This window comes from Stutzerimonas stutzeri (assembly GCF_018138085.1).
GTDB lineage: Bacteria > Pseudomonadota > Gammaproteobacteria > Pseudomonadales > Pseudomonadaceae > Stutzerimonas > Stutzerimonas stutzeri_AI.
The window spans coordinates 3,216,642-3,242,857 of sequence record NZ_CP073105.1 but is presented as its reverse complement, the minus strand read 5'-3'; the positions used below and the strand labels follow the sequence as shown (position 1 = coordinate 3,242,857).

Annotated in this window: 28 protein-coding genes and 1 tRNA gene; 22 read left to right on the top strand and 7 right to left on the bottom strand. The window is 60.1% G+C overall.

Going from position 1 to position 26,216, the window contains the following annotated elements:
- Window positions 1–4: 4 nt before the first annotated feature.
- Together KCX70_RS14890 and KCX70_RS14885 are read right to left on the bottom strand one after the other, a co-directional pair.
- Window positions 5–1,720 carry a proline--tRNA ligase gene (locus KCX70_RS14890; RefSeq protein ID WP_212618010.1) on the bottom strand — a complete coding sequence of 572 codons (1,716 nt, stop codon included), beginning with the start codon at window positions 1,718–1,720 and terminating at the stop codon, window positions 5–7.
- 160 nt (window positions 1,721–1,880) lie between these two features.
- Window positions 1,881–3,137, bottom strand: a complete 1,257-nt coding sequence (locus KCX70_RS14885) for an OprD family porin (RefSeq protein WP_212618009.1) — start codon at window positions 3,135–3,137, stop codon at window positions 1,881–1,883.
- Between the two features lie 457 nt (window positions 3,138–3,594).
- Between KCX70_RS14885 and KCX70_RS14880 the strand changes: the two genes are divergently transcribed.
- Window positions 3,595–4,017 (top strand): HIT family protein, encoded by a 423-nt coding sequence (locus tag KCX70_RS14880; RefSeq protein WP_021209186.1) that lies wholly within the window; start codon window positions 3,595–3,597, stop codon window positions 4,015–4,017.
- A 4-nt stretch (window positions 4,018–4,021) separates the two neighbouring features.
- The gene (locus KCX70_RS14875; RefSeq protein WP_021209187.1) at window positions 4,022–4,228 is read left to right on the top strand and encodes a SlyX family protein; all 207 of its coding nucleotides are present in this window, start codon (window positions 4,022–4,024) and stop codon (window positions 4,226–4,228) included.
- A 46-nt stretch (window positions 4,229–4,274) separates the two neighbouring features.
- Here KCX70_RS14875 and KCX70_RS23445 read toward each other — a convergent pair whose 3' ends face one another.
- Both KCX70_RS23445 and KCX70_RS14865 read right to left on the bottom strand, forming a co-directional pair.
- Complete coding sequence (locus KCX70_RS23445; protein WP_212618008.1) at window positions 4,275–4,913, bottom strand: cold-shock protein; 639 nt, start codon at window positions 4,911–4,913, stop codon at window positions 4,275–4,277.
- A 280-nt stretch (window positions 4,914–5,193) separates the two neighbouring features.
- Window positions 5,194–5,664, bottom strand: a complete 471-nt coding sequence (locus tag KCX70_RS14865) for a Dps family protein (protein ID WP_102847221.1) — start codon at window positions 5,662–5,664, stop codon at window positions 5,194–5,196.
- A gap of 370 nt (window positions 5,665–6,034) precedes the next feature.
- On the opposite strand from KCX70_RS14865, the gene aspS reads away from it, so the two are divergent.
- The 17 genes from aspS (at window position 6,035) to nadA (ending at window position 21,082) form a co-directional block, all read left to right on the top strand.
- Window positions 6,035–7,810, top strand: coding sequence for an aspartate--tRNA ligase (gene aspS / locus KCX70_RS14860; RefSeq protein WP_102852391.1), 1,776 nt, complete (start codon window positions 6,035–6,037; stop codon window positions 7,808–7,810).
- A 79-nt stretch (window positions 7,811–7,889) separates the two neighbouring features.
- Entirely contained in the window at window positions 7,890–8,636 is a 747-nt protein-coding gene (locus KCX70_RS14855; protein WP_212618007.1) for a YebC/PmpR family DNA-binding transcriptional regulator, read from the top strand.
- Between the two features lie 154 nt (window positions 8,637–8,790).
- Window positions 8,791–9,315, top strand: a complete 525-nt coding sequence (gene ruvC / locus KCX70_RS14850; RefSeq protein WP_102852249.1) for a crossover junction endodeoxyribonuclease RuvC — start codon at window positions 8,791–8,793, stop codon at window positions 9,313–9,315.
- An 86-nt stretch (window positions 9,316–9,401) separates the two neighbouring features.
- Entirely contained in the window at window positions 9,402–10,007 is a 606-nt protein-coding gene (gene ruvA / locus KCX70_RS14845) for a Holliday junction branch migration protein RuvA (RefSeq protein ID WP_102852248.1), read from the top strand.
- Complete coding sequence (ruvB, locus tag KCX70_RS14840) at window positions 10,007–11,059, top strand: Holliday junction branch migration DNA helicase RuvB (RefSeq protein WP_021209194.1); 1,053 nt, start codon at window positions 10,007–10,009, stop codon at window positions 11,057–11,059. Before ruvA ends, ruvB begins: the two co-directional genes overlap by 1 nt.
- Window positions 11,060–11,109: 50 nt before the next feature.
- Window positions 11,110–11,553 (top strand): tol-pal system-associated acyl-CoA thioesterase, encoded by a 444-nt coding sequence (ybgC, locus tag KCX70_RS14835; RefSeq protein ID WP_021209195.1) that lies wholly within the window; start codon window positions 11,110–11,112, stop codon window positions 11,551–11,553.
- Between the two features lie 2 nt (window positions 11,554–11,555).
- Window positions 11,556–12,248, top strand: coding sequence for a protein TolQ (gene tolQ, locus KCX70_RS14830; protein WP_021209196.1), 693 nt, complete (start codon window positions 11,556–11,558; stop codon window positions 12,246–12,248).
- Between the two features lie 11 nt (window positions 12,249–12,259).
- Complete coding sequence (gene tolR, locus KCX70_RS14825; RefSeq protein WP_021209197.1) at window positions 12,260–12,712, top strand: protein TolR; 453 nt, start codon at window positions 12,260–12,262, stop codon at window positions 12,710–12,712.
- Window positions 12,712–13,767: a cell envelope integrity protein TolA gene (gene tolA, locus KCX70_RS14820; protein WP_212618006.1), complete on the top strand. Its 1,056-nt coding sequence runs from the start codon at window positions 12,712–12,714 to the stop codon at window positions 13,765–13,767. The genes tolR and tolA overlap by 1 nt, the downstream gene beginning before the upstream one ends.
- On the top strand, window positions 13,764–15,065 hold the full coding sequence (tolB, locus tag KCX70_RS14815; protein ID WP_102852244.1) for a Tol-Pal system beta propeller repeat protein TolB: 1,302 nt from the start codon (window positions 13,764–13,766) through the stop codon (window positions 15,063–15,065). Before tolA ends, tolB begins: the two co-directional genes overlap by 4 nt.
- Before the next feature lie 48 nt (window positions 15,066–15,113).
- Window positions 15,114–15,620 carry a peptidoglycan-associated lipoprotein Pal gene (gene pal, locus KCX70_RS14810; RefSeq protein ID WP_021209200.1) on the top strand — a complete coding sequence of 169 codons (507 nt, stop codon included), beginning with the start codon at window positions 15,114–15,116 and terminating at the stop codon, window positions 15,618–15,620.
- Between the two features lie 6 nt (window positions 15,621–15,626).
- Entirely contained in the window at window positions 15,627–16,454 is an 828-nt protein-coding gene (gene ybgF / locus KCX70_RS14805; RefSeq protein WP_102852243.1) for a tol-pal system protein YbgF, read from the top strand.
- Window positions 16,455–16,574: 120 nt separating this feature from the next.
- Window positions 16,575–17,222 carry a 7-carboxy-7-deazaguanine synthase QueE gene (queE, locus tag KCX70_RS14800; protein ID WP_102847257.1) on the top strand — a complete coding sequence of 216 codons (648 nt, stop codon included), beginning with the start codon at window positions 16,575–16,577 and terminating at the stop codon, window positions 17,220–17,222.
- Window positions 17,223–17,272: 50 nt separating this feature from the next.
- On the top strand, window positions 17,273–17,947 hold the full coding sequence (gene queC / locus KCX70_RS14795; RefSeq protein ID WP_102852242.1) for a 7-cyano-7-deazaguanine synthase QueC: 675 nt from the start codon (window positions 17,273–17,275) through the stop codon (window positions 17,945–17,947).
- Between the two features lie 58 nt (window positions 17,948–18,005).
- Window positions 18,006–18,081: transfer RNA gene (locus KCX70_RS14790), tRNA-Lys, on the top strand.
- A gap of 198 nt (window positions 18,082–18,279) precedes the next feature.
- Window positions 18,280–19,779: an acetyl-CoA hydrolase/transferase family protein gene (locus KCX70_RS14785; RefSeq protein WP_021209204.1), complete on the top strand. Its 1,500-nt coding sequence runs from the start codon at window positions 18,280–18,282 to the stop codon at window positions 19,777–19,779.
- 244 nt (window positions 19,780–20,023) lie between these two features.
- Window positions 20,024–21,082 carry a quinolinate synthase NadA gene (gene nadA / locus KCX70_RS14780; RefSeq protein WP_212618005.1) on the top strand — a complete coding sequence of 353 codons (1,059 nt, stop codon included), beginning with the start codon at window positions 20,024–20,026 and terminating at the stop codon, window positions 21,080–21,082.
- A gap of 49 nt (window positions 21,083–21,131) precedes the next feature.
- Here the strand turns inward: nadA and KCX70_RS14775 are convergent, their stop codons facing one another.
- On the bottom strand, window positions 21,132–22,562 hold the full coding sequence (locus KCX70_RS14775; RefSeq protein WP_102852240.1) for a M48 family metalloprotease: 1,431 nt from the start codon (window positions 22,560–22,562) through the stop codon (window positions 21,132–21,134).
- Between the two features lie 107 nt (window positions 22,563–22,669).
- Between KCX70_RS14775 and KCX70_RS14770 the strand changes: the two genes are divergently transcribed.
- Window positions 22,670–22,921 carry a sulfurtransferase TusA family protein gene (locus KCX70_RS14770; protein ID WP_212618004.1) on the top strand — a complete coding sequence of 84 codons (252 nt, stop codon included), beginning with the start codon at window positions 22,670–22,672 and terminating at the stop codon, window positions 22,919–22,921.
- A gap of 19 nt (window positions 22,922–22,940) precedes the next feature.
- Complete coding sequence (locus KCX70_RS14765) at window positions 22,941–24,017, top strand: AI-2E family transporter (RefSeq protein WP_021209208.1); 1,077 nt, start codon at window positions 22,941–22,943, stop codon at window positions 24,015–24,017.
- Window positions 24,018–24,050: 33 nt separating this feature from the next.
- Here the strand turns inward: KCX70_RS14765 and KCX70_RS14760 are convergent, their stop codons facing one another.
- Together KCX70_RS14760 and KCX70_RS14755 are read right to left on the bottom strand one after the other, a co-directional pair.
- On the bottom strand, window positions 24,051–24,524 hold the full coding sequence (locus tag KCX70_RS14760) for a peroxiredoxin (protein WP_102852239.1): 474 nt from the start codon (window positions 24,522–24,524) through the stop codon (window positions 24,051–24,053).
- 14 nt (window positions 24,525–24,538) lie between these two features.
- Window positions 24,539–25,099 carry a glycine cleavage system protein R gene (locus KCX70_RS14755; RefSeq protein WP_021209210.1) on the bottom strand — a complete coding sequence of 187 codons (561 nt, stop codon included), beginning with the start codon at window positions 25,097–25,099 and terminating at the stop codon, window positions 24,539–24,541.
- 219 nt (window positions 25,100–25,318) lie between these two features.
- Here KCX70_RS14755 and dapA point away from each other — a divergent pair, with 219 nt between their 5' ends.
- Complete coding sequence (gene dapA / locus KCX70_RS14750) at window positions 25,319–26,197, top strand: 4-hydroxy-tetrahydrodipicolinate synthase (protein ID WP_021209211.1); 879 nt, start codon at window positions 25,319–25,321, stop codon at window positions 26,195–26,197.
- The last annotated feature ends 19 nt before the right edge of the window (window positions 26,198–26,216 follow it).

Here is a 26,216-nt window from a genome sequence, read left to right as displayed (position 1 = left end):
TCCGTTAGCGACTGGTGCGCGAATTGATGAAGTCGAGGATGTCAGCGGCCGGTACGGCCTGGCTTTCGGCATCACGGCGATGCTTGTATTCCAGTGTGCCGTCGGCGAGTCCGCGGTCGCCTATGACGATGCGATGCGGAATGCCCACCAACTCCATGTCAGCGAATTTGACGCCGGGACTGGTCTTTTTGTCACGGTCGTCGAGCAGCACCTCGTAGCCAGCAGCCGTCAGCTCCGCGTATAGCTTGTCGGTTGCTTCGCGCACTGCCTGGTTTTCGTACTTCATCGGTACCAGGGCGATCTGGAAAGGCGCCAGGGCCTCGGGCCAGAGGATGCCTCGCTCGTCATAGTTCTGCTCGATGGCTGCGGCAACGACTCGAGAGACGCCAATACCGTAGCAGCCCATAGTCAGGATGACTGGCTTGCCGTTCTCGCCCATGACGGAGCAGTTCATCGCCTCGCTGTATTTGGTCCCCAGCTGGAAGATGTGGCCAACCTCGATGCCGCGCTTGATAACCAGCGTGCCATTGCCGTCGGGGCTCGGGTCGCCAGCGACCACGTTGCGCAGATCGGCCACTTCCGGCAACGGCAGGTCGCGCTCCCAGTTGACGCCGAAATAGTGCTTGTCTTCTTGGTTCGCGCCAGCGGCGAAGTCACTCATCAGCGCGACCGAGCGATCGACGACGCAGCTGACCGGCAGATTCAGCGGGCCGAGGGAGCCAGGGCCTGCGCCCATCGCGGCACGGATTTCGGGCTCGGTTGCGAACACCAGCGGGCTTTCGACCTGTGGCAGGTTCGCCGCCTTGATCTCGTTCAGCTCGTGATCGCCACGAACGATCAGCGCGACCAACTGGCCTTTCTCAGCGCCGCGCACGACCAGCGTCTTGATGGTCTTTTCGATAGGCAGTTGGAACTGCTCGACCAGCGCCGCGATCGTCTTGCAATTCGGTGTATCGACCAGACGCAACTCTTCCTTGGGTGCGCCACGCTCAGCCTCACGCGGGATGGCTTCGGCCTTTTCGATGTTGGCCGCATAGTCGGAGCTGTCGCTGAAGGCGATATCGTCTTCGCCAGAGTCGGCCAATACGTGGAACTCATGTGAGCCGGTGCCGCCGATCGAACCGGTATCGGCCTGTACGGGGCGGAAGTTCAGCCCCAGGCGGGTGAAGATGTTGCAGTACGCCTGATGCATGCGGTCATAGGTTTCCTGCAGCGAAGCCTGATCGGCATGGAAAGAGTAGGCGTCCTTCATCACGAATTCGCGCCCGCGCATCAGGCCGAAGCGGGGCCGAATCTCATCGCGGAATTTCGTCTGGATCTGGTAGAAATTGATCGGCAACTGCTTGTAGCTGTTGAGCTCGTTGCGAGCCAGATCCGTGATGACTTCCTCATGGGTCGGGCCGACGCAGAACTCGCGATCATGCCGGTCTTTCAGTCGGAGCAATTCAGGACCGTACTGGACCCAGCGACCGGATTCCTGCCACAACTCGGCAGGCTGGATGGCCGGCATCAGGACTTCCAGCGCGCCGGCCTTGTTCATCTCGTCGCGCACGATCGCTTCAGCCTTGCGCAGTGCACGCAGCCCCATCGGCATCCAGGTATAGAGGCCGGAAGCCAGCTTGCGAATCATTCCGGCACGCAGCATCAATTGGTGGCTGATGACCACGGCATCGGAAGGGGTTTCTTTGAGGGTCGAGAGCAGGAACTGACTGGTGCGCATGTGGGCCGTTGTGTCCTTGCAGAGCGGAAAAATGACTCGGCATTGTACGGCGGCGCCACGATGGCGTACAGAATCGATCGGCTGGTCGTTAGCCACAACGAATAAGCCCGGCGTGGGCCGGGCTTATCGTGTTGCTCGAGCTAAAGCTAATAAGCCTGGGTTACAGGATGCTCAGCGGGTACTCGACGATCAGACGGGTATCGCTCAGGTCATTATCCAGACCATTGGTGGCGTTATAGAACGCCTGGCGAACACGCAGAGACAGATCCTTGGCAGGACCTTCCTGGAACACGTACTTGGCTTCCATATCCCATTCGCGTTCTTCCGCGTCCGAGTTGCCAGCGCCCATGTTGATGTTGCTGCCATCTACATAGCGGGTCATGAAGCTCAGGCCCGAAACGCCGTAGGCGGCCATGTCGAGGTCATAGCGGACCTGCCAGGATTGCTCGTCTTCGTAATAGAAGTCGGAGTACTGGACTGAGTTGCTTAGCCAAATAGTGCCGCCACCGTCTATGCCGTAGACATAGCCATTGGTGTCGTAGCCACCATGCGACTTCTGATACGCGACAGTGAATTTATGAGCGCCAACGCCGTAGGTGGCTGCCAGGCTCCAGATTGTGTTGTCTTCGTCGCTGCCAGTGTTAGTGAATTCTGACTCGTAGTCGGTCTGGTAGATATTGAAGTCAAAAGCCAGCGACTGGTCTGCGGCGAGCGCCATGTTGTAATTAACGTTGCCGTAGATCTTCTCGAACGCGTCCTTTACGTCCGAGTAGTACAGCGAGGTGCTCAGGCTGTCGCTGAGCGCATAGGTGCCGCCGACGAGGTTGATCTCTTTAAGGCCAACGGAGTCATGGTCGCTTTCGGATTTATCACTCAGCGCAGTGAAGCGACCGACGTTCAATTCAAGCCCATCGATCTCGCTGCTGGTGATCAGGCCGCCACGTGCAGTTTCTGGCAGCAGGCGAGCGTCGTCGGTGGAGAAGACCGGCAGGGCCACGAACTGAGTGCCGTACTTCAGTACGGTATCTGAAACGCGGAATTTGACTGCTACGCCGGCCGAGGAATAGTCATCTTGCGGCTTGCCTTCGCTGTCCTTCGGGAAAATGTCCGGCCAAGCACGACCTTCGCCGCTGTCAAGTTTAACGCCCAGCAGACCAATTGCGTCGACGCCGACGCCGACGGTGCCTTGGGTGAAGCCGGACTCGAAGGTGCCGATGAAACCATGGCCCCATGCTTCGCGATAGCTTTGGGAAGCATCGCCACGGAAATCGCGGTTCATGTACAGGTTACGGTTCAGGATGGTCAGGCTGCTGCCTTCGACAAAGCCTTCCGATTCGGACTGGCTGGACGCCAATGCCATTTGCGACGTACCGGCCGCAACGGCCATGGCGATTACGCTCCACTTCATCACTTTCATCGTGATTGCTCCTTTGGTTCAAATTGGTGCTTGCTTTCCTGCGTGCGCCGGAAAGAGGCATCTTTATTTTCGGTATACAAGCTCAATTTCAGTCCTTGTTTGCCCAGTTGTTCGAAACCTGCAGCAAGCCCTGGAATTAACGTTCCGAGAATTACTGTGTAGCTGGGGAAACTAGCGCGGGCAAGCTTAACGCAGCTATTTCAGTTTTTCTCCCCCTTCCGCTGGTGCTTTTTGACTCACTGCAATAAGCGTGCGCAAACGCAAAAATCGCGTTTGTCGCCTGTGTTCGGGCCTCGGCTCAGGACGGCAGGCTCTAATCCGGGGCCTTGCAGCTTTTTGTTGCTCAAGCTTGGTGCATTGCGGGCGCTGAAGGGCATCAGGCGTTGGAGTATTCTTGCGCTAACGATCAGGCGTGGCTTCGGCTGGCCTGTCCTTCATCAAGACTTGGAGTGCCGTTATGTTCGTTCTCGACTCGCGATTGGAGCAGGACACGCTCAACATGGGCGACTTTCCGTTGTGTCGGCTGCTGCTGATGAACGATGCCAACTACCCCTGGTTCATCCTTGTGCCACGCCGCGAGGAGGTCAGCGAGCTGTTTCAGCTGGATTCGGCGGATCAGCAGATGCTGTGGCGAGAGGCGACGGCGTTGGCCGAGACACTGAAAGACACGTTCGGCGCAGACAAGATGAATGTCGCTACCCTGGGTAACGTGGTGGCGCAGTTGCATGTACATGTCATCGCGCGGCGACGGGACGATGCGGCTTGGCCGGCGCCCGTCTGGGGAAAGCACGCAGCCAATCCTTATAGCGAGACTCAGGTGGCTGCGATCAGGCAGAAGCTCAAGCTGGTGCTTACAGACAACTTTCGTTTTGCGGAGTGACGTAATGGAGCTGGAGCAACGCATCATCGATCTGGAAGCGCGCCTGGCCTTTCAAGACGATACGATTCAGACACTGAACGACGTATTGGTTGCGCAGCAGCGGACCGTCGAGCGCCTGCAGGCGCAACTGGCTTTGCTCGCCAGGCGGCAAGAAGATATGCAAAGCAGAATGGACGGAGAAGGGGACGAAGCGCCTCCGCCGCACTATTGATGCCGCGACGGAGGTGGTGCGCCAGCGTTGAATCTGGCGCCAAGTATCAGATGGTCGACTGGCTGGGGACCACGTCCTCGGCCTGCAGCCCTTTGTCGCGCATCATGATGGTGAATTCGACGCGTTGACCTTCGACAAGTACCCGGTGGCCTTCGCCGCGAATTGCGCGGAAGTGGACGAAGACGTCGTCACCGCTGTCTCGCGAAATGAAGCCGAACCCCTTCGAGGTGTTGAACCACTTGACCGTGCCGGTTTCACGGCCGGCAGCTGGCGCTGGCGCATTTCGGGATTGGGCCTTGCGACTGCTCGAGGGGCGGCTGCGATCGCTGGACGGTAGGCTTTTCGCTGGCGCTGTCGCCAGTTGCAGCAGCACCGCCACGAAGGCGAGCATGAGGCTGGCAAGCGTTGCGGGCTGACCGGCAATGGCGGTAACCGGGATCAGCAGTACGGCGGCCTGGACTGCAACCGCAACAACCAACAGCACCGATGCGCCGAGAAGGACGGGGCGGCCCCGGTCATGCATATGCAAGGGGCCAAACGAGGCAAACTGTACGTTCAATAGCCCCAGAAACAACAGGGCCAGCGCTTCTGGTTGCACCAGAAGTGGTAACGCGCCGGTCAGGCTGGGCAGGAATGACAATACCAGGGCAGCGACGCCCGTTAATACATGGATGATCTTGAGCATTGTTTATGACTCGCAGTTAAAAAGCACGACAGAAAGCGCCAGGCGTTGGACGAGTGGAAGCTGAGCGTGGGGGAATCGATCGCTCTATTAATGTGTCCAGCCTGCGGCGCGCGCGTATTTAACAGTAAAGGAAGGCGCTGCTCAAATGGATGGCGCGTCAGGCTCCCACGGGGAGAGGAGGGAAGGCGGCGGCGACGCTGACGATAGGGTTCTATGTCGTTAGAAGCGTTCGCGGGGGTGGTCGCTTCCGCGGCCACCCCTCTGGAGAACTGGATCCGCCTCAGGCAGCCAGCAGGCTGCGCAGCATCCAGGCGGTTTTCTCGTGGATCTGCATGCGCTGGGTCAGAAGGTCTGCGGTGGGTTCGTCGCTGACCTTTTCCAGCAGCGGGAAGATGCCGCGAGCGGTTCGCACGACCGCTTCCTGTCCTTCCACCAGCAGCTTGATCATTTCCTCTGCGGATGGGATGCCCTCCTGCTCCTTGATCGACGACAGCTTGGCGTAGGCTGCGTAGGTCCCTGGAGCGGGGAAGCCCAGTGCGCGGATGCGCTCGGCAATATCGTCCACGGCGACCGCCAGTTCGGTGTACTGAGTCTCGAACATGGTATGCAGGGTGTTGAACATCGGGCCCGTCACGTTCCAGTGGAAGTTGTGGGTCTTGAGGTACAGCGTGTAGGTGTCGGCCAGCAAGCGGGACAAACCGTCCGCGATGGCGGCGCGATCCTGTTCGGCAATACCGATATCAATTTCCATGTTGCTCTCCCGTTTTGATGAGTTCGCTGATAGTTATGCCAGAAAACGGTTACTCGTTGTGAGCGACGCACTGTCGCCCGCGGTGATGTGCTGATTGGAAGCTTTCGATGGGGCTCGGTTCAATGACGTTGGCTATCGTCTCGATTGCTCAGGGCTATCGGTGTCGGCTGCGTTGATTCGATTATGCGGATATAATCCCGCGCTTGTGTCGGACGGCTCATGTGTGCCGTACGCGAAGCGTGGCGCTATGGCGCCGGCCTCTGCCGTAGATGCCGACGAGTAACACCCAGGCGGGGCCAAGAAGCCGCCGTCTGCCCAGTCGCGAGTCGAGCGACCCAACGAATTCAAGATGCGAGAAGCGAACCTCACCATGATGCGCAGCCATTATTGCGGCCAGTTGAATGAAAGCCTGGACGGCCAGGAAATCACACTTTGCGGCTGGGTTCATCGCCGCCGTGACCACGGCGGGGTCATCTTCCTCGACGTGCGTGACCGTGAAGGCCTGGCTCAGGTCGTGTTCGATCCCGATCGCGCCGAGACCTTTGCCGCCGCGGACAAGGTGCGCAGCGAATACGTCGTCAAGATTACCGGCAAGGTGCGCCTGCGCCCGGCTGGGGCGGTCAATCCGAACATGGCATCCGGCGCCATCGAGGTGCTGGGATACGAGCTCGAAGTGCTGAACGAGGCGGAAACCCCGCCGTTCCCGCTCAACGAGTACAGCGATGTTGGCGAGGAGACCCGCCTGCGCTATCGCTTCATCGATCTGCGTCGCCCGGAAATGGCGGAGAAGCTCAAGCTGCGTTCGAGCATCACCACCAGCATCCGTCGCTACCTCGATGAAAATGGCTTCCTGGATGTGGAAACGCCCATCCTCGGCCGTCCGACGCCTGAGGGCGCACGTGACTACCTGGTGCCCAGCCGCACCCATCCCGGTAACTTCTTCTCGTTGCCCCAGTCGCCGCAGCTGTTCAAGCAGTTGCTGATGGTGGCCGGCTTCGACCGCTACTATCAGATCGCCAAGTGCTTCCGTGACGAGGATCTGCGCGCAGACCGCCAGCCGGAATTCACCCAGATCGACATCGAGACCAGCTTCCTCGACGAGTCCGACATCATCGGCATCACCGAGGGGATGGTTCGCAAGCTGTTCAAGGAAGTGCTGGGCGTCGAGTTCGGCGAGTTCCCGCACATGCCGTTCGAAGAGGCCATGCGTCGTTACGGCTCCGACAAGCCGGACCTGCGCATTCCGCTGGAGCTGGTCGACGTCGCCGATCAACTGCAGCAGGTTGAATTCAAGGTATTCAGCGGGCCGGCCAACGATCCCAAGTGTCGTGTCGCCGCGCTGCGTGTGCCGGGCGGGGCGAGCATGCCGCGCAAGCAGATCGACGACTACACCAAGTTTGTCGGCATCTACGGCGCCAAGGGCCTGGCCTATATCAAGGTCAACGAGCGCGCCAAGGGCGTCGAGGGGCTGCAGTCGCCGATCGTCAAGAACATCCCGGAAGACAAGCTGAACGTGATCCTCGATCGCGTCGGTGCGGTCGATGGTGACATCGTGTTCTTCGGCGCGGACAAGGCCAAGATCGTCTCCGAGGCCCTGGGTGCGCTGCGTATCAAGCTCGGTCACGACCTCAAGTTGCTGACCTGCGAATGGGCACCGATGTGGGTCGTCGATTTCCCGATGTTCGAGGAGAACGACGACGGCTCGCTGAGCGCCCTGCATCATCCGTTTACGGCACCCAAGTGCACGCCGCAGGAGCTCGAGGCCAATCCGGCCGGCGCGCTGTCGCGTGCCTACGACATGGTGCTCAACGGCACCGAGCTGGGTGGCGGCTCCATCCGTATCCATCGCAAGGAGATGCAGCAGACTGTATTCCGCATCCTGGGGATCGACGAGGCCGAGCAGGACGAGAAATTCGGCTTCCTGCTCGATGCGCTCAAGTACGGTGCGCCACCGCATGGCGGCCTGGCGTTCGGTCTCGATCGCCTGGTGATGCTGATGACTGGCGCGCAGTCGATTCGCGAAGTCATTGCTTTCCCGAAAACCCAGAGCGCTGCGGACGTGATGACCCAAGCCCCTGGTGCGGTTGATGCCAAGGCGTTGCGTGAGTTGCACATTCGCCTGCGCGAGCAGCCTAAAGCCGAATGACGGCGTCACCGGAGCCCAGGGAAACCTGGGCTCTTGGTTTTCAGCAAGATGAAAGAGTTGATCAGAAAGGGAGGCAGTTATGGCTGGTCATTCCAAATGGGCCAACATCAAGCACCGCAAGGGGCGCCAGGACGCCAAGCGCGGCAAGATATTCACCAAGCTCATCCGTGAGCTGACCGTTGCGGCGAAGAGCGGGGCGATCCCTGCCGATAACCCGCGCCTGCGCCTGGCGGTGGACAAGGCGCTGGTGGCCAACATGTCGCGCGATGTGATCGATCGCGCCATCGCTCGCGGTGCGGGCAACAACGAGGCCGACAACGTCGTCGAGCTGACCTACGAAGGTTATGCGCCGAGCGGTGTCGCCATCATCGTCGAAGCCATGACCGACAACCGCAACCGCACCGCGGCGGAAGTGCGTCATGCCTTCAGCAAGCACGGCGGCAATCTGGGTACCGATGGCTCCGTGGCCTACATGTTCGACCGCAAGGGCCAAATCAGCTTCGCGGCCGGCGTGGACGAGGACGCTCTGATGGAAGCGGCGCTCGAAGCGGGTGCCGACGACGTGGAAATGGGCGAGGACGGCTCGGCGCTGGTTTCCACCAGCTTCACCGAATTTCATGCAGTCAACGAGGCGCTGAGCGCGGCCGGTTTCAAGGCCGAAGAGGCGGATATCGCCATGATCCCTTCGATATCAGCGCCGCTCTCCGACCTGGAAACCGCCCAGAAGGTACTGCGCTTGATTGATGCGCTGGAAGATCTGGACGACGTGCAGAACGTCTACCACAACGCGGACATTCCTGACGAGATCATGGAACAGTTGGACTGATCCATGGTGCTGCCAAAGGCCGGAAGCGACCTCGGTGCTTCCGGCTTTTTGTTGGCCTGTTTTCGACAGATGTTCGCGCCTCGTTATCCCGCTGGCCGCCATGCGTCGAGCTCCTTATACTGGCGGCTGGATAAATAGACAGTATGGCGACGGCATGACGCTTATTCTCGGAATCGACCCCGGCTCACGGATTACCGGCTACGGCGTGGTCAGGGATAACGGTCGCAACTGCGAATATGTGGCCTCGGGCTGTATCCGTACTGGCAGTGGCGAGCTGGCCGCTCGCTTGCAGGCCGTGTTCGTGGGCGTCAGCGAGGTGATTCGCCTGCACGGTCCCGTGACCATGGGCATCGAGCAGGTGTTCATGGCGCGCAATGCCGATTCCGCTCTCAAACTGGGGCAGGCGCGGGGTGCCGCGATCGTGGCCGCCGTAGAGCAGGGGCTGGAGATTGCTGAATACACGGCCACTCAGGTCAAGCAGGCGATTGCCGGGACCGGCGGGGCCGACAAGCAGCAGGTGCAGATGATGGTCATGCATTTGCTGAAACTGGTGCAGAAGCCTCAGATCGACGCATCGGATGCCCTGGCTATCGCCTTGTGTCATGCCCATCATCGGCAGAGCCTGATTCCGCATGGTCTTTCCGGCGCCAAGCGGCGCGGCGGGCGCCTGCGCCTGTAACGCTCTTGCCCTGACTCTTGCATGCTGGGCTCGGAAATAACTTACCGGTCTGCCTCTTGCTGCTGGCCGAAAGAGGATGCATCACAGTGATAGGACGTTTGCGCGGGATCCTGGCTGAAAAGCAGCCGCCGCACCTGATACTGGACGTGAACGGCGTCGGCTACGAAGTCGAGGTGCCCATGACCACGCTGTATCGTCTGCCCGCCACAGGCGAGACGCTGACGCTGCACACCCACCTGGTGGTGCGTGAGGATGCGCACCTGTTGTATGGCTTCGCCGAGAAGCGCGATCGCGAACTGTTTCGCGAGCTGATCCGCCTCAACGGAGTGGGCCCCAAGCTGGCGCTGGCGCTGATGTCGGGGCTTGAGGTCGACGAACTTGTGCGCTGTGTTCAAGCGCAGGATACCTCCGTGCTGGTCAAGATTCCCGGCGTGGGCAAGAAGACCGCCGAGCGTTTGCTGGTCGAACTCAAGGACCGCTTCAAAGCCTGGGAGAATATGCCGTCCATCGCCACCCTGGTGGTGGAACCCAGGGGCGCTGTGGCAGTCTCAAGCGCCGAGAGCGATGCCGTCAGCGCCCTGATCTCGCTGGGCTTCAAGCCGCAAGAGGCCAGCCGTGCCGTATCCGCCGTACAGGAAGACGATTTGAGCAGTGAAGACCTGATCCGCCGTGCACTCAAGGGAATGGTCTAGTGATCGAAGCAGATCGTCTGATTACCGCTACCGGTCGTGACCGCGAGGAGCAGTTCGACCGCGCCATCCGCCCGCTGAGCCTGGCCGATTACATCGGGCAGCCAGTCGTGCGCGAGCAGATGGATCTCTTCATTCGTGCCGCCCGGGCGCGCAAGGAAGCGCTGGATCACACGCTGATTTTCGGTCCGCCAGGGCTCGGCAAGACCACGCTGGCCAATATCATCGCGCAGGAAATGGGCGTATCGATCAAGAGCACGTCCGGTCCGGTGCTTGAGCGTCCGGGTGATCTCGCCGCATTGTTGACTAACCTGGAAGAAGGTGACGTCCTCTTTGTAGACGAGATTCACCGGCTGTCGCCCATCGTCGAAGAAGTGCTGTATCCGGCAATGGAGGACTTCCAGCTCGACATCATGATTGGCGAGGGGCCCGCTGCGCGTTCGATCAAGCTCGACCTGCCGCCGTTTACATTGGTCGGCGCCACCACGCGGGCCGGTATGCTGACCAATCCGCTGCGTGATCGCTTCGGGATCGTGCAACGTCTCGAGTTCTATTCCACCGCCGACCTGGCGACCATCGTCGCCCGGTCGGCGGGCATCCTTGGTCTGCCCATAGAAGCCGACGGTGCTGTCGAGATCGCGCGACGTGCACGGGGGACGCCGCGTATCGCCAATCGTCTGTTGCGCCGGGTGCGCGACTTCGCCGAGGTGCGCGGCAATGGCGAGATCTCGCGTGGCACCGCCGACATGGCGCTGAACATGCTCGATGTCGACGAGCGCGGCCTGGATCATCAGGATCGCCGCCTGCTGCTGACGCTCATCGAAAAGTTCGACGGTGGGCCGGTAGGTATCGACAGCCTCGCCGCTGCGATCAGCGAGGAGCGGCATACCATCGAAGATGTGCTCGAGCCTTATCTCATTCAGCAGGGCTACATCATGCGCACTCCGCGCGGACGTGTCGTCACCCGCCACGCCTATCTGCACTTCGGTTTGAACCTGCCGAAACGCATGGCTGACTCGCCGATCGCAGACCTTTTCAGCGGCGATACCGAGTGAGAAAAAATCTTTGTCACACCCGATTGGCATTTGCAGGGCCTGGCACTAGTATGCGCGCGGAATCACATGCTCAACCGTTCCTCCATCGGTGTCGTGTCTATTACGAGGACACCGACGCGGGCGGTATCGTTTATTACGTCAATTATCTCAAGTTCATGGAGCGGGCCCGTACCGAGCGGTTGCGCAGCCTGGGTTTCGCCCAGTCGCAGCTGGTGGGTGAAGACCTGCTTTTCGTCGTGCATTCCAGCGAGGCGCGATACCACGCGCCCGCCAGGTTGGACGATGAGTTGCTGGTGTCGGCTGAAGTGATAGAGATGAAGCGCGCAAGCCTGCGGTTCAAGCAGCAGGTACGGCGAGCGAAGGATGATCTGCTGCTCTGCGAAGGGCAGTTCGTGGTGGCCTGCGTGCGCACCGAGAGTTTGAAACCCCGTTCCATTCCCGAAGGGCTGCGAGCAGCTTTCGCCGGGTCGGGCCTACCCCCAGCAGGAGAGTAAGCGTGGAAGCCAACGTCGATCATATGTCCATGTGGAGCCTGATCAGCAACGCCAGCTTTGTGGTTCAGTTGGTGATGTTGATCCTGGTAGGCGCCTCGGTGATGTCATGGATCCTGATTTTCCAGCGCGGCAGCATGCTTCGTGCCGCCAAGCGGTCCCTGGATGCATTCGAGGAACGCTTCTGGTCGGGAATCGATCTGTCCAAGCTCTATCGGCAAGCCGGCAGCAATCCTGATCCCGACTCTGGCGTCGAGCAGATCTTTCGTGCCGGCTTCAAGGAATTCTCCCGTCTGCGCCAACAGCCGGGAGTGGACCCGGACGCGGTGATGGATGGCGTCAACCGTGCCATGCGAGTGGCTATTTCGCGAGAAGAAGAGAAGCTCGATCAGAGCCTGCCGTTTCTCGCGACAGTTGGTTCAACCAGCCCTTATATCGGCCTGTTCGGTACCGTTTGGGGAATCATGAACTCGTTTCGCGGACTGGCGCAGGTCCAGCAGGCGACCCTGGCGACCGTGGCGCCCGGCATCGCCGAAGCGCTGATCGCTACTGCCATCGGCCTGTTCGCCGCGATCCCGGCAGTCATCGCTTACAACCGCTTCTCGGCGCGTGGTGAGATGCTCATCGGCCGCTATTACACCTTTGCCGACGAGTTCCAGGCGATTCTGCATCGTAAAGTTCACACCACTGAAGATTGAGGCCGCAGGCCATGGCTAGAATTCGCAACAGACGCAAACCTGTCGCCGAAATGAACGTGGTTCCGTACATCGACGTGATGCTGGTGCTGCTGGTCATTTTCATGGTGACCGCGCCGATGCTCAATCAGGGCGTCAAGGTCGATCTGCCGAAAGTCAGCAGCGAGGTCCTGCCTCAGGACAACGATGCGCGCGTCTTGACCATCTCGATCAAGGCCGACAAAAGCTATTACTGGAACATGGGCACCGAGGTCGACACGGAAACCGTTCAGGACAAGGCGCTGACCCTCGGCGAGATGACCAAGGCGGTGACCGCGATCATGAACCAGAACCGCAGCCAGGGTAAGCAGGTGCAGGTATTCGTGCGCGGCGACAAGGCGGTGGACTATGGTTCGGTGATGGCTGCCATGGGTGGGCTGCAGGAAGCAGGCGTAGGCAATGTCGGCCTGATAACCGAGGCGCCGTGATGCCACATCCGGAACGTTCGCGCTCGGAAAGTCTTTACTGGCCCACCATTCTGGCGGTTGGGCTGCACGTCATCATTTTCGGAATGCTCTTCGTCAGCTTCGCCATGACGCCTGAGCTGCCGCCTTCCAAACCGATCGTTCAGGCGACCTTGTACCAGCTCAAGTCGCAAAGCCAGGCCAAGACGCAGACCAACCAGAAGATTGCCGGCGAGGCGCAGAAGACGGCTGCCAAACAGTACGAAACCGAGCAGATGGAGCAGCGCAAGGTCGAGCAGCAAAAACAGGCTGCCGCTAAAGCTGCGGAACAAAAAAAGGCTGATGAGGCTCGAAAGGCCGAGGCAGCGAAGGCTGAGGCTGCCAAGAAGGCCGCCGAGGTGAAGAAGGCCGAAGAGGCTAAACAGGCCGAACAGAAAAAACAGGCCGATATCGCCAAAAAGAAAGCTGCTGACGAAGCGGCGAAGAAAAAAGCGGCCGAAGAGGCGGAGAAGAAAAAGGCTGCCGAGGAAGCGAAGAAAAAAGCGGCCGCCGAGCAAGCCAAGAAAAAAGCGGCTGAGGAAGCCAAGAAAAAAGCGGCTGAGGAAGCCAAGAAGAAGGCGGCTGCCGAAGCTGCGAAGAAAAAGTCCGCCGAGGAGGCGAAGAAGAAGGCTGCGGCCGAGGCCGCGCGTAAGGCTGCCGAGGACAAGAAGGCTCAAGCGCTTGCCGAGCTGTTGTCCGATAGCACCGAGCGGCAGCAGGCGATGGCCGATACCCAGGGTGATCAGGTGGCCGGCAATTTCGATGATCTGATTCGCCTGCGTGCCGCGGAAGGTTGGAGTCGACCGCCCTCGGCGCGCAACAACATGTCGGTTACGCTGCAGGTCAACATGTTGCCGGATGGCACTATCACCTCCGTCACTGTTTCACGTTCAAGCGGCGATGCGCCATTCGACAATTCGGCGGTTGCAGCAGTTAAGAATATCGGTCGGCTGACCGAGATGCAGGGCCTCTCTGCTCAGGATTTTCAGCCGTACCGCTCGTTCAAGATGACATTTACGCCTGAGGATCTAGCGTTGTGATCAATTACCTTCGAGGTTTCACTGTCCTTCTCCTGTTCGTGCTGGGCACTGCAATGGCCCAGGAGAAGAACATCGTCGTTACCAGCGGTGCCGATCGTGCGATTCCTATCGCCGTGGTGCCGTTCGGTTGGCAGGGCGGAACGGTGCTGCCGGACGACATGGCCGAGATCATCGGCAACGACATGCGTAACACCGGTATCTTTCAACCCATACCGAAGCAGAACATGATCAGCATGCCCAGCCGCGGCAGCGAAATCATTTTCCGCGACTGGAAGGCGCTGGGTGCGCAGTACGTCATGGTCGGTGACATCACGCCGTCCGCCGGCAAGCTGCAGATCCGCTACGAAGTGTTCAACGTCGCCACCGAGCAACAGGTCATGACCGGTACCGTGGGCGGCGGCCAGGACCAGTTGCGAGACATGGCGCATTTCGCCGCCGACCAGGCGTTCGAGAAGCTGACCGGCATCAAGGGGGCGTTCTCTACCCGACTGCTTTACGTCACGGTCGAGCGTCTTGGCGGGGCGAATACGCGCTACACCTTGCAGCGCTCGGACTATGACGGTGCGCGTGCGGTCACCCTGTTGCAGTCGCGCGAACCCATTCTTTCGCCGCGTTATTCGCCGGACGGACGTCGCATCGCCTATGTCTCGTTCGAGCAGAAGCGCCCGCGTATCTTCATGCAGCACATCGATACCGGCCGTCGCGAGCAGATCACCAATTTCGAAGGGCTCAACGGCGCGCCAGCGTTCTCGCCGGACGGCAATCGCCTGGCGTTCGTGTTGTCGAAGGATGGCAACCCGGAGATCTATGTCATGGACCTGGGGTCGCGGCAGCTGCAGCGGCTTACCAATCACTATGCGATCGATACGGAGCCTTTCTGGGGCGCCGACGGTCAAACCATTTACTTCACGTCCGATCGCGCTGGCAAGCCGCAGATCTACAAGCAACGTCTGGGCAGCAACAATGCCGAGCGGGTGACTTTCGTTGGTAATTACAATGCCAACCCAAAGCTCTCCGCGGACGAGAAGACCTTGGTAATGATTCATCGTCAGGACGGCTACACCAACTTCAAGGTGGCGGCACAGGACCTGCAGCGCGGCAATTTGCGGTTGCTCTCTGAAACCAGTTTAGATGAGTCGCCCACTGTTGCGCCTAATGGCACCATGCTAATCTACGCGACCCGCCAGCAGGGCCGGGGAGTCTTGATGCTCGTATCCATCAATGGTCGAGTTAGGCTCCCGCTTCCTACTGCTCAAGGCGAAGTCCGTGAGCCATCGTGGTCCCCTTACCTGAACTGATGCGGTACAACGCTTTACTAACCAAAAACACACCTGGGGTTGTTACACATGGAAATGCTGAAATTCGGTAAGTTCGCTGCGCTGGCGCTGGCTATGGCCGTCGCTGTTGGTTGTTCGTCCAAAGGCGGCGATGATTCGGGCGAAGGTTCGTCCGCCATCGATCCGAACGCTGGTTACGGTGCTGACAGCGGTGCTGTCGACGGCAGCATGAGCGGCGAAGAAGCTGCCCTGCGCGCCATCACCACCTTCTACTTCGAGTACGACAGCTCCGACCTGAAACCGGAAGCCATGCGCGCTCTGGACGTTCACGCCAAGGACCTGAAGTCCGCCGGCAATCGTGTCGTTCTGGAAGGTCACACCGACGAGCGCGGTACCCGCGAATACAACATGGCTCTTGGCGAGCGTCGTGCCAAAGCCGTTCAGCGCTACCTGGTTCTGCAGGGCGTTTCCCCTGCTCAGCTGGAACTGGTTTCCTACGGCGAAGAGCGTCCGGTTGCCATGGGTAACGACGAGCAGTCCTGGGCCCAGAACCGCCGCGTTGAGCTGCGTAAGTAATAAGCCATGCTCAAGCACCGTTACGCTCTGACGCTTATTGCGCTTGGCCTGCCGCTTTTTGCGGCGGCCCAGGTCCCGGTAGTGGATTACGACTCGCAAGCCCAAGGTGGCGCGCCTGAGACGAATTACCCTTCCGGTGCGGAAACTGGCGGTGCCTATGTCGGAGGCGGAGCATCGGCTCCGTCTTCGGCGCAGGGTATGCTCTTCGTTCAGTTGCAGCAGATGCAGGAAGAAATCGCTCAACTGCGCGGCATGCTCGAAGTGCAACAGAACGAGATCCAGCGTCTGAAACAGGAAGGGCTGGAGCGTTACCAGGATTTGGACAGTCGCTTATCCGCTGCCTCTTCGGGCAGATCGGTTAGCCAGGATTCTTCGGCCACGGGTGCAATCGACGCCAGTGGTCCCGTACAGGCGCCTGTGGGTGCGCCAGCGCAAGGCGCGGCGAATAGTCAGTCAGCCGATCCTGAAAAGGAGAAGCTCTATTACGACGCTGCGTTTGATCTGATCAAGGCGAAGGATTTCGATAAGGCCAGCCAGGCTTTTTCCGCCTTCTTGCGTAAATATCCCAATAGCCCCTATGCGGGCAATGCGCAGTATTGGCTGGGTGAGGTGAATCTCGCCAAGGGCGATCTGCAAGGCGCGGGACAAGCATTCGCGCGTGTTTCTCAGGCGTATCCGCAACACAACAAGGTGCCGGATTCGCTTTACAAGCTGGCGGATGTCGAGATTCGCCTGGGCAATCGGGACAAGGCCAACGGCATTCTCCGCCAGGTCATTGCGGACTACCCGAACAGTTCTGCCGCCCAGCTGGCCCAGCGTCAACTCAGTCGATAGGCCGATAAGCCGGCGCAGACCAACAAAACCCGCCCTAACGGCGGGTTTTTCGTTAGACTCTCAGCCCCTTTTACGCAACGGAGGCGGATGGCCTGTTTAGCCGTCACGCCCGTGGCCTTTATGCAAGAAACCCTGCGAATCACCGAGATTTTCTTCTCGTTGCAGGGGGAGACGCGAACCAGTGGCTTGCCCACGGTGTTCGTCCGCCTGACCGGCTGCCCCCTGCGTTGTCAATATTGCGACACAGCCTACGCTTTCAGCGGCGGCGAGAGCATGTCGCTCGACCGGATACTGGAACGGGTCGCCTCCTACAAGCCTCGCTATGTATGTGTCACTGGCGGAGAGCCATTGGCGCAGCCGAACTGCGTTGCGCTATTGCGTCAACTCTGTGATCGCGGTTACGACGTCTCGCTGGAAACCAGCGGTGCGCTTGATATTTCCGAAACCGATCGGCGGGTGAGTCGGGTCGTCGATCTCAAGACGCCAGGCTCTGCCGAGGTGGGTCGCAATCGATATGAAAACATCGCTCAGCTGACCCTCAACGATCAGGTGAAATTCGTCATTTGCTCGCGCGAAGACTACGACTGGTCCGTATCCAAACTCATCGAATATCGGCTGGATGAGCGCGTCGGTGAGGTGTTGTTTTCCCCCAGTCACGGTCAGGTCGACGCGCGCGCACTGGCCGAGTGGATCGTCGCGGACAATCTTCCGGTGCGGTTGCAGCTTCAGTTGCACAAGCTGCTGTGGAACGACGCGCCCGGCCACTGAGTTTCATCGAGTCATCTCGTAGAAGCCCGGATTTTCGACAGGTAACGACAATGACAAACAGCAAAGCGGTGATTCTTCTCTCTGGCGGGCTCGACTCCGCAACCGTGGTCGCGATCGCCAAGGCACAAGGCTATGCCTGCTACACCATGAGCTTCGATTACGGCCAGCGTCATCGCGCGGAATTGCAGGCGGCTGAGCGCGTTGCTGCGCAGTTGGAGGCAGTCGAGCACAAGGTGATCGGGATCAATCTGAATGGCATTGGCGGCTCGGCGCTGACCGACCAGAGCATCGCCGTGCCGGAAGCCCAGGAAGAGGGCATTCCGGTGACTTATGTGCCGGCGCGCAACAGCCTTTTCCTCTCGTTGGCACTAGGCTGGGCCGAGGTGCTCGGGGCGCGGGATATCTTCATCGGCGTCAATGCGATCGACTATTCCGGTTACCCAGATTGCCGACCGGCATTCGTCGAGGCTTTCGAGCGGATGGCCAATCTGGCTACGAAAGCTGGTGTGGAAGGGCAGGGCTTCACTATTCGTGCGCCGCTGCAGAACCTGAGCAAGGCGCAGATCATCCAGACCGGTATTCGTTTGGGTGTCGATTACGCCATGACCGTCTCTTGTTATCAGGCCGATCATGACGGTCGCGCCTGCGGCAAGTGCGATAGCTGTCGTCTGCGTGCTGCAGGCTTTGCAGAGGCCGGCATCGTAGACCCTACGCGCTACAGTTAACTTTTTTCACCATAAACGTTGATTTAACTAATCAAATCAGTATCATGCGCACCGCAACGGGTCGTTAGCTCAGTTGGTAGAGCAGTTGGCTTTTAACCAATTGGTCGTAGGTTCGAATCCTACACGACCCACCAAATTCTCCCGTTAGGGAGCGAAAAAGCCGGAATTCGATGAATTCCGGCTTTTTTTATGCCTGCAAAAAATGAGATGCGAAATCGCCTATATCGGATAGCTATAACCGCCGTTTTTCACTACGACCTTGGTCTGGGAACGAGGCGAGATCAAACGTAATAGACTGCGACCTCCCGATTGTCCGTTGGTTTGAGGCTCAAATGTATTCCGATCGCATCCGCTTGTCCTCCCTGCAGAGCAAGGTCATGAGCGCCCATGAGGCGGCTACTCTTATTCACGACGGCATGACCGTCGGCATGAGCGGCTTTACCCGTGCGGGTGAGGCGAAAGCGGTGCCTTTGGCCCTGATCGATCGTGCGAAAGACGAGAAGCTGAAAATCAGCCTGATTACCGGTGCCAGCCTCGGTAACGATCTCGACGGAAAGATGGCGGCAGCGGGTCTGCTGGCACGTCGCGGGCCGTTTCAGGCGGACGCCACGCTGCGCAAGGCAATTAACCAGGGCGAGGTCATGTTCATCGACCAGCACCTGTCGCACACCGTCGAGCAGATGCGTAACAACCAGATCAAGCGCCCGGACGTGACCATTGTCGAGGCGGTGAGCATTACCGAGCAGGGCCATATCGTTCCGACGACATCGGTGGGCAACTCTGCCAACCTGGCGGTATTCGCCGACAAGATCATTGTCGAGCTGAATCTGGCCCACAACCTCAACCTCGAAGGCCTGCACGACATCTACTTCCCCGGCGAGCGCCCGAATCGCGGACCCATCCCGCTGACCAAGGTAGACGATCGTATCGGCACGCCGGCCATCCCGGTCGACCCGGCCAAGATCGCGGCGATCGTCATCACCGAACAGCCGGACTCCTATTCCACCGTCACGCCGCCGGACGAAGAAACCCAGGCCATCGCCAATCACCTGGTCGAGTTCTTCAAGAAAGAGGTGGCCGAAGGTCGCCTGCCGAAGAACCTCGGCCCAATGCAGGTCGGTATCGGCAATATTGCCAACGCCGTGGTGTGCGGGCTGATCGATTCGCCGTTCGAAGACTTGGTGATGTATTCCGAAGTGCTGCAGGACTGCACCTTTGAACTGATCGACGCCGGCAAGATGAAGTTCGCCTCTGGCTGTTCCATCACGCTGTCCGAGCGTTGCAACGACCGCGTGTTCGGAAACCTGGAGAAGTACAAGGACAAGCTGGTGCTGCGTCCTCAGGAAATCTCCAACCATCCGGAGCTGGTACGACGCCTCGGTATCGTTGGTATCAATACCGCGCTGGAGTTCGATATCTACGGCAACGTCAACTCGACGCACGTCGGTGGCACCAAGATGATGAATGGCATCGGTGGTTCGGGCGACTTCGCGCGTAACGCCAACATGGCCATCTTCGTGACCAAATCGATTGCCAAGGGCGGCAACATTTCGAGCGTCGTGCCGATGGTTGCACACGTCGATCATACCGAGCACGACGTGGAAATCCTGGTCACGGAGCAAGGCCTGGCCGATCTGCGTGGGTTGGCTCCACGTGAGCGGGCAAGGGTGATCATCGATAACTGCGTGCATCCGTCCTACCGCGAAGCATTGAATCAGTACTTCGAGGGCGCCTGTGACCGTGGTGGTCAAACACCGCACATGCTGCGTGAAGCCATGCAATGGCATATCAACCTGGAAGAACGTGGCCACATGCTCAAATCTGAGCGGTGATATGAACAGAACCGCCGGCTGATGCCGGCGGTTTACATTTGGGCGGCGCTAAACGGTGTTGCCTGGTTGCCCCTCGCTTTCCCTTTTGCAGCGGCTTCGGCTAGTATTCTTGCCCCCTTGAGCGGGCAGGAAGGCGGAATCTGCATATCGTACTGCCTCTCCCTTTCGCCTCGTTCGAGCCGATCCGGTTGACCGGCTGTTGCCCGGCGCTTCATGCAATAACGTGCTTTGCAGGACCGCGAACATGACGCAGATCCCCGAACGTATTTTGGTGCAGGCCCACCTGGCGGCCAAGCAGCCCAAGCCGTTGACGCCCGAGCAGGAGGCGCAGCTGCGCCGCGATATTGCCGTTGAGCTGAAACGGCAGAATGCGGTTCTGGTGGCGCACTACTACACCGATCCGGTGATCCAGGCACTTGCTGAAGAAACCGGTGGCTGCGTTTCCGATTCGCTGGAGATGGCGCGGTTCGGCAACGAGCACGAGGCGCAGACGGTCGTGGTCGCCGGCGTCAAGTTCATGGGTGAAACGGCGAAGATCCTCAATCCGGAGAAGCGTGTGCTGATGCCTACGCTGGATGCCACGTGCTCGCTGGATCTCGGTTGCCCGGTCGAGGAATTCTCGGCCTTTTGCGACCAGCATCCGGAACGCACCGTGGTCGTCTACGCCAACACCTCCGCGGCGGTAAAAGCGAGGGCGGACTGGGTGGTGACCTCGAGCTGTGCGCTGGAGATCGTCGAAAGCCTGATGGATAACGGCGAGAAGATTATCTGGGCGCCCGACAAGCATCTCGGTAGCTATGTGCAGCGTGAGACCGGCGCCGACATGCTGCTGTGGGATGGCGCCTGCATCGTCCACGAAGAGTTCAAGGCGAAGCAGTTGGAAGATATGAAGGTGCTCTATCCGGATGCGGCCATTCTGGTCCATCCCGAGTCGCCTGAGTCGGTCATTGCCCTGGCGGACGCCGTGGGCTCCACCAGTCAATTGATCAAGGCGGCGCAGACGCTGCCCCATCCCACCTTCATCGTTGCCACCGACCGCGGCATCTTCTACAAGATGCAGCAGCTTTGCCCGGACAAGCAGTTCGTCGAGGCCCCGACCGCGGGCAATGGCGCGGCCTGCCGCAGCTGCGCTCACTGCCCGTGGATGGCGATGAACACGCTGGAGCGCACGCTGGATTGCTTGCGTCTCGGCCGTAACGAGATATTCGTCGATCCGGCGCTGGTGCCGCGCGCGATCAAACCGTTGAAGCGGATGCTGGACTTCACGCAGGCCGCGCGCATCCGTCAGGCCGGCAACGCCTGACGTTCGCTTCAAGGATGCGCGACGTGCGACCGGCACGTTGCGCATCAGCTCAGTGGAGCATTTCTTCGACCATGCGCTTCTCTTCGATCAGCGCTTTTTGCCGCGTGTCTATGCGCGCCGCTGTCTGGAAGTTGTTCGAGCGACGCTTGGCGAAGTCGAGTTGCTCGATTGCCTGGTCATAATCACCCACCAGGGCGAAGTACTCGGCTCGGGCCTGATGCAGGCCAATGATGTTGCCGGTGAGCCCGCGAATTTCCGAAACCTGGTACCAGATGTCCGGATCCTTGCGGCGTACATCGACCAGGGCATCGAGCGCTTGCTCGGCCTCCTGCAGCTTGTTTTCCTTGATCAGCAGGTCGATATCCGCCTGGCGCACCGGATAACTGCCTGGATAGAGCTTTAGCAGCGTCTGGGTACGCGCCCGGGCTGCGCCAAGACGGTTGGCGGTGATATCCAGTTCGATCTGCGCGAGGTTGTAGGTCGCGTCGTCCGGCTCTTTGCTCAGCAGCGGTTGCAGGTTGCCGGCTGCTTCATCGAGCTGGCCGCTCTTGATTTGCGCCAGGGCCAAGCCATAGCGCGCGGCGTCCAGATTCGGGTCCTCGCTGAGCATGGCCCGGAAGCGCTTGGCGCTGACGCCGGGTGTGCTTTCGAACTTCAGATCGACCCGCGCGCGCATCAGCTGATAGCGCAAACTGTCCTCGACGCCGCCGGCAGGATATTGCTCGGCACGGTTCTTCGTATCGGCGATACGCGACTCGGTCACCGGGTGAGTCAGCAGGAACTCGGGCGGCTTCTGATCATAGCGATACTGGCGCATCAGGCGACCGAACATCTCAGGCATGGCGCGTGGATCGTAGCCGGCTCGCTCGAGATTGACGATGCCGATGCGATCGGCCTCTTGCTCGTTCTGCCGGGAGAAGCGGCGTTGCGCCTGGATCGCCGCAGCCTGGGTGGAGACGATCGCCGCGATACCGGCATCGCCGGCTCCGGCCGCGGCCGCGACGACGCCGGCAAGCATGGCCGCCATCAGCGGCAGCTGCATGCGCTTCTGTTCTTCCAGTCCCCGGGCAAAGTGGCGTTGGGACAAGTGCGCAAGTTCATGGGCCAGAACCGAGGCGTATTCGGCCTCAGTCTGGGCATGAAGGAACAGCCCGCCGTTGACGCCGATGATGCCGCCCGGAGCGGCGAACGCGTTCAGCTGCGGGCTATCGAGGAGCACGAATTCCAGGCGGCGATCCTGCAACTGGCTGCTTTCGGCCAGCTTGTAGACGCTGCGTTCGACGAAGTCCTTGAGCTGGGGATCTGACAGCTGCGGAACCTGGGCACGGAGCAGGCTGAGCCAGGCGCGGCCGAGCTGGTGCTCTTGCTCCGGTGACACGATGCCCGAGCTGGAGTCGCCGAGTGAGGGAAGGTCGTTGGCCATGACCGGCTGCCCGATCAGGCATGCCAGCGTCAGCAGAGTAGGGCGCAGCAGTTTCATCCAGACTGGCTCATTGAAGCGGGAGCGTTACTGTAGCCTTGTGCCTGGGTAACTGGCCAGCGGTGGGCGCAGGTCGGTATCCTGCGCTTCTTTCTAGGAGATGACTCATGACTCAACAGCCAGTGCACGACACCGCCTGCGATGCCGAGCTCGATGCCGTCGGGCTGGCATGTCCGATGCCTCTGCTGAAGGCCAAGCTCGAACTCAACCGGCTCGCCAGAGGGCAGGTGCTGATGGTCACGGCGACCGATCCGGGGTCGCAGCGCGATTTCCGCAGCTTCGCCAAGTTGGCCGGCCACACGTTGTTGCGTGAAGAGGCGGACGAAGGCCTTTATCGTTACTGGTTGCGAAAGGCCTGAGGCCGCTAAGGAAGCGCACATGCTGAATGTTCTGCGCGGTTGGATACATCGCTATTTCTCTGACGAAGAGGCGGTGGTTCTGGCTGTATTGTTGGTCACCGCATTCGCTGTGGTGTTGACCCTGGGCGACATGCTCGCCCCGGTGCTCGCTGGCCTGGTGCTGGCGTTTCTGATGCAGGGGTTGGTCGGCGCCCTCGAGCGCGTCCGAATTCCTCACCTGGTGGCGGTCTGGCTGGTGTTTCTGATGTTCGTCGGAGCGCTGTCGGTGTGCATCCTGTTTCTCGTGCCGCTGCTCTGGCAGCAAGTGCTGACGCTGTTCAACGAGCTGCCGCGGATGCTGGTCGAATGGCAGTCGCTGTTGCTGCTCTTGCCCGAGCGCTATCCGCAGTTGCTGACCGAAGAGCAAGTGCTGCGCGGTATCGATTTCATGCGCGGGGAGGTGGGGCGCTATGGTCAGTTGGTGCTGACATCATCGCTGTCCAGCCTGCCGCTGCTGCTGAGCCTGATGATCTACCTGATCCTGGTGCCGATTCTGGTGTTCTTCTTTCTCAAGGATCGCCAGCAGATCAGCGACTGGCTGAGCGGCTATCTGCCGCGCGAGCGAGCGCTGATTACCCAGGTTTCGCAGGAAATGAACGTGCAGATTGCCAACTACATTCGAGGCAAGGCGATCGAAATCCTGATCTGCGGGGTGGTGTCCTATGCGGTGTTCGCCGCGCTGGAGCTGAACTACGCCGCCTTGTTGGCGCTGCTGGTGGGCGTTTCCGTGGTGGTGCCCTATATCGGTGCCACGGTGGTGACCATTCCCATCGCCCTGATCGGATTGTTCCAGTGGGGCTTGGGTGACCAGTTCATCTATCTGATGGTGGCCTACGCCATCGTTCAGGCGTTGGACGGTAACGTGCTGGTGCCCTTGCTGTTTTCCGAAGCGGTCAATCTGCACCCGGTAGCCATCATCTGCTCGGTTCTGCTGTTTGGCGGGCTTTGGGGCTTTTGGGGGGTGTTCTTTGCGATTCCCCTGGCCACCTTGTTCAAGGCGGTGCTGTATGCCTGGCCCCGCAGGGCACCTACCGTCCCGGTGGTGGAGCACGTCTAGAAAGAGAAAGGCCAGCATCCGCTGGCCTTTCGTTTATTGGCTGTGCAGTGCCTGGGCGGCCTGCAAAACGGCCTCGACATGGCCGGGAACCTTCACCCCTCGCCATTGCTGGCGAAGCACGCCGTCGCGGTCGATCAGGAAGGTGCTGCGGTCCACACCCAGGTATTCCTTGCCATACAGCTTTTTCAGCTTGATCACGTCGAACAGCTTGCAGAGCTGCTCGTCCTTGTCGCAGATGAGCTCGAAGGGAAACGTCTGCTTGGCCTTGAAGTTCTCGTGTGTTTTCAGGCTATCGCGAGACACGCCGAAGACCAGCGTGTTGGCCTCGCTGAAGGCATCGTGCAGATCGCGAAAACCCTGGCCCTCGGTAGTGCAGCCCGGCGTATTGTCCTTCGGGTAGAAGTACAGCACGACCTGCTTGCCTTTCAGCGTATCGAGGCTGACCTGGGTATCGCTGGTGGCCTGGGCCTGAAATGGCGGAACGGGGTGGTCGATCTGCACGGGCATAGGGACATCCTTCATTACGGGTTTTGTGGGCGCCAGGGTTCTATGAGGGCGTCCAGGTTCAGGGCGTCGGCAAAATCGAGGAACTGATCGCGCAACCAACTGATCTGCGTGCCGGCCGGCAGCGTCACAGTGAGGGTCGCATTGAGCATGGTGCCGCCGGTCTGCGGTGCCTGGTAGGTGTCGCAGGTAAGGCTTTCGAGCTCGACGCGATGATCGAGGAAGAACTGGCACAACTCGTTGAGAATGTCCGGGCGATACACCGAGCTGACATAGGCCACGTAGGGTAGTGCCTGCGGCCGAGTCTCCAGCGCTTCGCTGCGCACCACGTTGGTGGTGAACTCGTGCTTCTTTGCCAGGCCGGGGAGCGCTGTCTCCATGCGAGCGAGGGCGTCCCAGGTTCCGGTGATCTCCAGGACCAGCGCGCAGTATTCGCCATGTCGGGTCAGGCGGGTACTGACCACGGCGCAGCGATTCTCGTTGCTGGCTCGGCAAAGCACGTTGGTGAGCGCCATCGGGCTGCGGCCCATGGCGCTGATGACGAGAAACTGTTCTCGGGGTACTGGGGGGGTGGACATGCAGGTTCCTGGCGGTGATGAATCGGGTCGGCCAGCCAGGCCGAAAACGGCTAAGGGTAGCGAAAAGCATCGCCCGAGGGAATGCGCGACCGGATATCACCGTGCGAAGCGCGCCGTCGCCGCGCAGTCGTTCCGACGTCAGGTTGTATCCAGCCCACTCGCAAAGCGCACGGGAGCCTTGTACCATTACGCCTCTCTTTTTCCGGCAGGAGTGGTTGCATGATTGCGGGCAGTATGGTGGCGTTGGTCACTCCCATGGACGCGCAGGGCGGTCTTGACTGGGATAGCCTGAGCAAACTCGTGGACTTCCATCTCCAGGAAGGTACCAATGCAATCGTTGCGGTCGGCACCACTGGCGAATCGGCGACCCTCGAGGTTCCCGAGCACATCGAAGTGATCCGCCGGGTGGTCGATCAGGTCAACGGTCGTATCCCGGTCATTGCCGGCACCGGTGCGAACTCGACGCGGGAAGCGGTCGAACTGACCGAAAACGCCAAGTCGGCCGGTGCCGACGCGTGCCTGCTGGTCACCCCTTATTACAACAAGCCGACCCAGGAAGGCCTGTACCTGCACTTCCGCCACATTGCCGAAGCCGTAGCGATTCCGCAGATCCTCTACAACGTACCGGGCCGCACCGCCTGTGACATGCTGCCGGAGACCATCGAGCGGCTGTCCACGGTGCCGAACATCATCGGCGTCAAGGAAGCGACCGGCGACCTCAAGCGCGGCCGGGAAGTGCTCGATCGTGTCAGCAAGGATTTCCTCGTCTATTCGGGCGACGACGCCACCGCCGTGGAGCTGATGCTGATGGGCGGTAAGGGCAACATTTCGGTCACCGCCAACGTCGCCCCGCGGGCAATGAGTGAGCTCTGCGCGGCTGCCATTGCCGGTGATGCGGAAAAAGCCCGAGCCATCAATGCATTGCTGATGCCGCTGCACCAGACCCTGTTCCTGGAAGCCAATCCGATCCCGGTGAAGTGGGCGCTACACGAGATGGGGCTGATGCAAGACGGCATCCGTCTGCCCCTGACCTGGCTAAGCCAGCGTTGCCAGGAGCCGCTCCGCGCCGCAATGCGCCAGTCCGGTGTGCTGGCCTGAGCGAGCTCCGCTTACCGAT